This is a genomic window from Streptomyces palmae, assembly GCF_004684805.1.
Classification (GTDB): Bacteria; Actinomycetota; Actinomycetes; order Streptomycetales; family Streptomycetaceae; genus Streptomyces; species Streptomyces palmae.
The window spans coordinates 1-4,154 of record NZ_SRID01000498.1; the positions used below are offsets into that span (position 1 = coordinate 1).

At 73.4% G+C, this 4,154-nt stretch carries 4 protein-coding genes; 2 read left to right on the forward strand and 2 right to left on the reverse strand.

The window, feature by feature from the left end; genetic code table 11:
• Window positions 1-18: 18 nt before the first annotated feature.
• On the reverse strand, window positions 19-738 hold the full coding sequence (locus E4099_RS29880) for a SanA/YdcF family protein (RefSeq protein WP_135342239.1): 720 nt from the start codon (window positions 736-738) through the stop codon (window positions 19-21).
• Between the two features lie 312 nt (window positions 739-1,050).
• Between E4099_RS29880 and E4099_RS29885 the strand changes: the two genes are divergently transcribed.
• Complete coding sequence (locus E4099_RS29885) at window positions 1,051-2,049, forward strand: adenosine deaminase (RefSeq protein ID WP_209446799.1); 999 nt, start codon at window positions 1,051-1,053, stop codon at window positions 2,047-2,049.
• 194 nt (window positions 2,050-2,243) lie between these two features.
• Complete coding sequence (locus tag E4099_RS29890; RefSeq protein ID WP_135342240.1) at window positions 2,244-2,702, forward strand: MarR family winged helix-turn-helix transcriptional regulator; 459 nt, start codon at window positions 2,244-2,246, stop codon at window positions 2,700-2,702.
• Window positions 2,703-2,820: 118 nt separating this feature from the next.
• On the opposite strand, the gene E4099_RS29895 is transcribed toward E4099_RS29890, so the two are convergent.
• Entirely contained in the window at window positions 2,821-4,092 is a 1,272-nt protein-coding gene (locus E4099_RS29895) for a deoxyguanosinetriphosphate triphosphohydrolase (RefSeq protein ID WP_135342241.1), read from the reverse strand.
• Window positions 4,093-4,154: the final 62 nt, after the last annotated feature.

Below are 4,154 nucleotides of genomic sequence, written 5' to 3' on the forward strand. Positions count from 1 at the left end.
GATCTACGGCGGGGCGGCTCAGGGGGTGGTCAGGGCCTTGGCGACCCCGTTCTCGCGGGGGCCCAGGAAGCGCGGGTCCGGCCGGAAGGTGAGGTCCACGGCCGCCTTGCCCGCCGCGAGGATCTCGCGCACCCCGCCGTAGATCCAGGTCTCGTCGTGCGGCTCGGACACCCCGACGCCGTAGGACTCGATGCCCGCCGCCTCGCACAGGGCCAGCGCCCGCCGAATATGGAAACCCTGGCTGACCAGCACCGCCTTGCGCACGCCGAAGATCCGCTCGGCGCGGGAGCAGGAGTCCCAGGTGTCGAAGCCGGCGTAGTCGCTGACGATCCGCCGGTCCGGGACGCCATGGCGGACCAGATAGGCGCGCATGGCGTCCGGCTCGTCGTAGTCCTCGCGGCTGTTGTCCCCGGTGACCAGGACCACGCGGACCTTGCCCCGCCGGTAGAGCTCCACCGCGGTGTCCAGCCGGTGAGCAAGGTACGGGGTCGGGTGCCCGTGGATCAGACCGGCGCCGAAGACCATCGCGACCGGGGCGGAGGGCACGTCCGCGACCGTGCGCACCCGCCCGTCCGCCCTCAGGTGCACCCAGGTGGCCGGCAGCAGCCCGAGCACGCACAGCGCCATCACCACCTGGACCGCACGGCGCCGCCCGCGCCGGGTGCGGGGCAGCCGCGGCAGCCGCCGGATCCGCCCGAGCACGGATCTCACCCGTCGTGGTAGCTCCACGGGTCGCATGCCGCCGCCTCTCCGGATCGGCCGCCCGAGGCGCGGCCGATCCGCCAGGAATGATCGTTTCTGCCCTGGGTGACGCCGCCAGGCAGGTGTCCGGTTGCGCACGGTGGCCGCCCATGGCCCCCACCGCGCCGCCCACCTCTGGCCGCGGCGGCTGCCGGGCGGGGGCCCGCGCCCGATCTCGCGGAGTCGGGCGGTCCCTATCCTGGAGCACCCATCGAACCCGCACAGACGAAGCAGGTGCAGTCAGGCGTGTCCGCGTTCCCCGACGACAACTCCGACACCAACCCCGAACCGGGGGCCGCTTCGAGCCCCCTGCCCCCCGGAGCCGGCATCCCCAAGGCGGAACTCCACCTCCATATCGAGGGCACCCTCGAGCCCGAGCTGGCCTTCGCGCTCGCCGCGCGCAACGGCGTCACCCTGCCGTACGCCACCGAGGACGAGCTGCGCGCCGCCTACTCCTTCTCCGACCTCCAGTCGTTCCTGGACCTCTACTACGCGCTGATGGCGGTGCTGCGGACGGAGGACGACTTCGCCGAACTCGCCGACGCCTATCTGGCGCGCGCCCGGCAGCAGGGCGTCCGGCACGCCGAGATCTTCTTCGACCCGCAGGCGCACACCGCCCGGGGCGTGCCGATCGGCACCGTGATCGGCGGCCTGAGCCGGGCGCTGGAGGCGGCCCCGGAGCGCCACGGCATCACCACCCGCCTGATCATGTGCTTCCTGCGGGACGAGAGCGCCGAGTCGGCCCTGGAGACCTTCGAGGCGGCCCGCCCCCACCTGGACCGGATCACGGCCGTCGGCCTGGACTCGGCGGAGGTGGGGCATCCGCCGTCGAAGTTCCGCGAGGTCTACCGGCTGGCCCGGGAGGCCGGCCTGAAGTGCGTGGCGCACGCGGGGGAGGAGGGCCCGCCCGCCTACGTCTGGGAGGCGCTGGACATCCTCGGCGTGGACCGGATCGACCACGGGGTGCGCTGCCTGGAGGACGAGGCGCTGGTGGCCCGGCTGGTCGCGGACCAGGTGCCGCTGACGGTGTGCCCGCTGTCCAACGTACGGCTGCGAGTGGTGGACCAGCTGGCCGATCACCCGCTGCCGGCCATGCTGGACGCCGGCCTGCTGGTGACCGTCAACTCCGACGACCCGGCCTACTTCGGCGGCTATGTGCAGGACAACTTCACCGCGCTGCGGGACGCCCTGCACCTGGACGAGGAGACCCAGCGCACCCTGGCCCGCAACTCCTTCCATGCCTCCTTCCTGGACGAGGAGGTGCGCGCGGCGTACCTGAAGGAGGTCGACGCGTATCGGGCCGGCTGAGCCCGGGGATTGACCTGAAGCAAGGTTCAAGTTCTAGCGTCCTTCTCATCGCGGCAGCGGTACCGGATCCGCGGATCCGGTACCGCTGGTCCCTGGACCAGGGGTCCCGGACGACCGGTGCCGGAACGGCGGGCCCCAGACGAGGGGTCCGGACCGATGGATACCGACGGACACCGATGGATGAGGAGCGGACGATGGAGTACTCGCACAGCGACGCCGAACTGGTCAGGCAGCCCATCGGCTACTGGACCTGGGCCGCCTACAAGGCGGTGGTCACCCGCACCCGGGGCGCCCTCGCCGAGCTGGGGCTGAGCCAGCCCCAGTGGTGGGTGCTGCACCAGGTGTACTCGGCCCACGAGGAGGGCCGGACCCGGGCGGAGGTGACCCAGACGCTGCGCGGATACCTGGACGTGGGGGACGGCCTCGGCGCGGAGATCGACGGGGCCGTCGCCCAGGGCTGGGTCGAAGAGGACTCGGCCCAGCGGCTGCACGGCACCCCGGAAGGCGCGGCCCTGTACGCCAAGGCGGCGGAGCTCCAGCACGAGCTGTGGGCGGAGCGGCACGCGGACATCTCCGACGAGGAGTACCTGACCACGCTCAAGGTGCTCCAGCGCTTCATCCGCAACACGGGTGGCACGGCCTGGCACCACTGAGCCTCCGGCACGGTATTCGGGGGCGGGTTGGTTCGGTGTGTGGTCTGCGGGTTGGGGGTGGCTGGTCGCGCAGTTCCTCGCGCCCCTGGGGGTGAGCTACCGGGACCGCGGCGTTTGGTCAGGCGCCGGGGGCGGTGAGGCGGGCGTGCAGGGAGCGGGCGGAGGCGTCGGTGAGAGCGGCGATCTGGTCGACGATCACCCGCAGCCGGGCGGTGTCGTCGGCGGCCTGCGCGAACAGGGTGCGGAACTGGGGGTCCAGCCCGTCCGGGGCGCGGGCGGCGAGCGCCGCGCCCAGTTCGGCGATGACCACCCGCTGCTCGGCACGGAGCAGCTCCTGGTCCGGGCGCTGCATCACATAGCGGTCGGCGACGGCCTTGAGGACGGCGCACTCCAGCCGGGTCGCGCGGGGCACCACCAGATCGGCCCGGTAGCGGGTGAGCGGGCCGGATCCCCAGCGAGCCCGGGTGGCGCCCTCGGCGGCCAGGCAGAAGCGGCCGATCAGCTGGCTGGTGGCGTCCTTGAGCCGGGCCTGGGCGACCGCGGTGCCGTCGTAGCCGTGCGGCCACCACTCCTGGTCGAGCAGCCGGTCCAGCGCCTCGGCCAGTTCCTCCGGGTCGGCGCCGGGGGCGTAGCGGGCGGCGGCGACGGCGAACACCTCGCGTCGCTCCGGCTCGGCGAGCAGGCAGGCCGGGTCGAGGTGGCCGGCGTGCAGGCCGTCCTCCACATCGTGCACCGAGTAGGCGACGTCGTCGGACCAGTCCATGATCTGGGCCTCGAAGCAGGTGCGGTTCCCGGGCGCGCCGGCCCGGAACCACTCGAAGACCGGCAGGTCGTCCTGGTAGACCCCGAACTTCCGGGATCCGGGGTCGGTGGGGTGGGCGCCGCGCGGCCAGGGGTACTTGGTGGCGGCGTCCAGCGCGGCGCGGGTCAGGTTGACCCCCACGCTCATCGGCTCGTCGGTGGCCGGATCGGTGACGAACCGTTTCGGCTCCAGTCGTGCCAGCAGCCGCAGGGACTGGGCGTTGCCCTCGAAGCCGCCGCAGTCGGCCGCCACCTCGTCGAGCGCCCGCTCCCCGTTGTGCCCGAACGGCGGATGGCCCAGATCGTGGGCGAGGCAGGCCATCTCGACCAGGTCGGGGTCGGCGCCGAGCGCCGCGCCCAGCTCCCGGCCCACCTGGGCGCACTCCAGTGAGTGGGTGAGCCGGGTCCGTGGCGAGGCGTCCCAGGAGTGGGTGGTGCCGGGGGTGACCACCTGGGTCTTGCCGGCGAGGCGGCGCAGCGCGGAGGAGTGCAGCACCCGGGCCCGGTCCCGCTGGAAGGCGGTACGCCCCGGCCGCTTGTCCGGCTCCGGCGCCCACCGTTCGAGGTCCGCGCCGACGTAACCGGACACCCCCGGGTGGCGGGGCTCACCGGCTGACGGTGCGGTGCTGCGCTGGCCGGCGGGCTCGGGGG

Coding starts and splice junctions, on each gene's coding strand:
- E4099_RS29880 (WP_135342239.1), bottom strand. CDS start 738: ATGCGACCCGTGGAGCTACCACGACGGGTGAGATCCGTGCTCGGGCGG.
- E4099_RS29890 (WP_135342240.1), top strand. CDS start 2,244: ATGGAGTACTCGCACAGCGACGCCGAACTGGTCAGGCAGCCCATCGGC.